This is a genomic window from Acidisoma sp., assembly GCF_035492295.1.
Lineage (GTDB): Bacteria > Pseudomonadota > Alphaproteobacteria > Acetobacterales > Acetobacteraceae > Acidisoma.
Window position 1 is genome coordinate 1 of sequence record NZ_DATJJK010000032.1, and the last position, 2,671, is coordinate 2,671.

Genomic DNA, 2,671 nt, shown 5'->3' on the forward strand with positions numbered 1-2,671 from the left:
TTGCGGGATCTCCTGCCCGCTCAGCACGGCCCAGATGCCGGCCCAGCAGCGCGCGACGGTATAGGGATTGTAGCCGCCGCCGCCGAGCACGACGAGCCGGGGCGCCATCGGCATCACGGCTGCGACCGCCGACCAATAGGCATTGTTAGAGAGCGCCAGGCGGGCCAGCGGGTCCTCCTCCAACGCATCCGCCCCGCATTGCATCATGATGGCATCCGGCCGGAAGCGGTGGATGAGCGGCAGCACGGCTTCCTGCAGCAGAAAGCGCGCCTCGCTATCATTGTAGCCCGGTGGCACCGGCAGGTTGCGGGCGCTGCCACCGGCACGATCCTCCGCCAGCCCGGTATGGGGCCAACGCCCCGCCTCGTGAATGCTGACGGTGAGAACACGGGCGTCCTCCGCGAAGGCATCTTGCACGCCGTCGCCGTGATGGGCGTCGAGATCGAGATAGAGGACACGCGCCAGCCCTTGGTCGAGCCAGGACAGGATGCCAAGCACGCAATCATTCAAATAGCAGAAGCCGGAGGCGCGATCCGGCCGCCCGTGATGCGTGCCGCCCCCCGGCACATGAGCGATGCCGCCACCAGAAGTCAGGCGCACCGCTTCCAGCACGCCGCCTGCCGAGGTCGCGGGCCGGCGGAACATCTCCCGATAGACCGGATTATTGTCCGTGCCGATGCGAAAACGCCCGCGATCCATCTCGGTCACACTCTGCGTCTCCTCAGCACGGCGCAGGGCGGCGAGATAGGCCGGATCGTGGAAGCGGCGCAGCGCCGCCTCCTCCGCTATCGGGGAATTCCGATAAGCGCTGGCCCGCAGCCAGCCGAGGGCGCGGCAAAGATCGATCGCAGTCGAAACGCGCGGCACCGCCAACGGATGGCCGGCGCCATAGGTTGACGCGCGGTAGATATCGCTGCCGATAAAAAGCGGCGCCGTTGCGGAAGACTGGATCAAACCTCAAGTTACCTTTGGACGAAAAAAAAGGCGGTGCCGAAGCACCGCCAAGTTTAGGGAGGAAACGTCCAAGAAAGCAGCAACACGATCATGGACCGCCGTTGCTGCGATGCACAAACTAGCCACGAAAGTTCGGATGTGCAAGTGCAATTTTGCAGCGCAGCACCGCTTAGCGAACAGTATTCCATTATTACGAATTAACTTTTGGACAATTATCCCTGACATCGCATGAGATGCTCGATATCCATGCGATTTTTGCATTCCTCCTCCAAACTTCGGCTCACAAGGTGACAGCGCGCGGATCGTGCGCTAGGTGCGGTTCTCCTTTCCTGTCCCCCGACTTTCGGAAACCGTGCCCGCCATGGCCAGCAGCAACGATATCCGCGCGACCTTTCTCGATTACTTCGCTCGCAATGGGCATAGCGTCGTGGAGAGCTCTCCCCTCGTCCCGCGGAACGACCCCACGCTGATGTTCACCAACAGCGGCATGGTGCAATTCAAGAATGTCTTCACCGGCCAGGAACGCCGCCCCTATTCCCGTGCGACGACCGCGCAGAAATGCGTCCGCGCCGGCGGCAAGCACAACGACCTGGACAATGTCGGCTATACCGCGCGCCATCATACCTTCTTCGAAATGCTGGGGAATTTCTCCTTCGGTGACTATTTCAAGGAGCAGGCGATCGGCCATGCCTGGTCCCTGATCACCAGGGATTTCGGCCTCGCGCCGGAGAAGCTGCTCGTCACTGTCTATCATGAGGACGAGGAGGCGGCCGCCTTCTGGCGCAAGATCGCCGGCCTGCCGGACGAGCGGATCATTCGCATCGCGACCTCGGATAATTTCTGGCGCATGGGCGATACCGGCCCCTGCGGCCCCTGCAGCGAGATCTTTTACGACCATGGACCCTCGATCCCCGGTGGTCCGCCCGGCAGCCCGGACGAGGATGGCGACCGCTTCATCGAAATCTGGAACCTCGTGTTCATGCAATACGAGGAGGGTCCGCCGGGCACGCGCAGAGCCCTGCCCCGCCCCTCGATCGACACCGGCATGGGGCTGGAACGCTTCGCTGCCATCCTGCAAGGCAAGCACGACAACTACGACACGGATGCGCTGCGCGCCCTGATCCTGGCGAGCGCTGAAGCGACCGGCCATGACCCCGACGGCCCAGAGAAGACCAGCCACCGCGTGGTGGCTGACCATCTGCGCTCCACCTGTTTCCTCATCGCCGATGGCGTGCTGCCGTCCAATGAAGGTCGTGGCTACGTGCTTCGTCGCATCATGCGCCGCGCCATGCGCCATGCCTATCAGATGGGCGCGACCGAGCCGCTGATGCCCCGCCTCGTGCCCGCCCTCGTGCGGCAGATGGGTCAGGCCTACCCGGAACTCTCCCGTGCCCAGACGTTGATGACCGACACGCTGCGCCTCGAGGAAACCCGCTTCCGCTCTCTCCTCGAGCGTGGCCTGCATCTCCTTGCCGAAGAGACGGAGAAACTTGGCGACGGTCAGACGCTGCCCGGCGACGTTGCCTTCCGCCTTTATGACACGTTCGGCTTCCCACTCGACCTCACCCAGGACGCACTGCGCGAGAAGGGCCGCGCGGTCGATGTCGCGGGCTTCGAAGAAGCGATGACCGAGCAACGCAGCCGCGCCCGCGCGGCCTGGGCCGGATCGGGCGACGCCGCCACCGACCGGGTCTGGTTCGACCTCAAGGAGAAGGTC

2 protein-coding genes are annotated in these 2,671 nt (G+C 63.9%); one reads left to right on the forward strand and one right to left on the reverse strand.

Annotation, left to right across the window (positions count from 1 at the left end; translation table 11 throughout):
- A partial coding sequence (locus VL752_RS02415) for an acetoin utilization protein AcuC (RefSeq protein ID WP_325352142.1) occupies positions 1–954 on the reverse strand: 954 nt, incomplete at its 3' end.
- A gap of 361 nt (positions 955–1,315) precedes the next feature.
- On the opposite strand from VL752_RS02415, the gene alaS reads away from it, so the two are divergent.
- On the forward strand, positions 1,316–2,671 hold a 1,356-nt coding region (alaS, locus tag VL752_RS02420), incomplete at its 3' end, for an alanine--tRNA ligase (protein ID WP_325352143.1).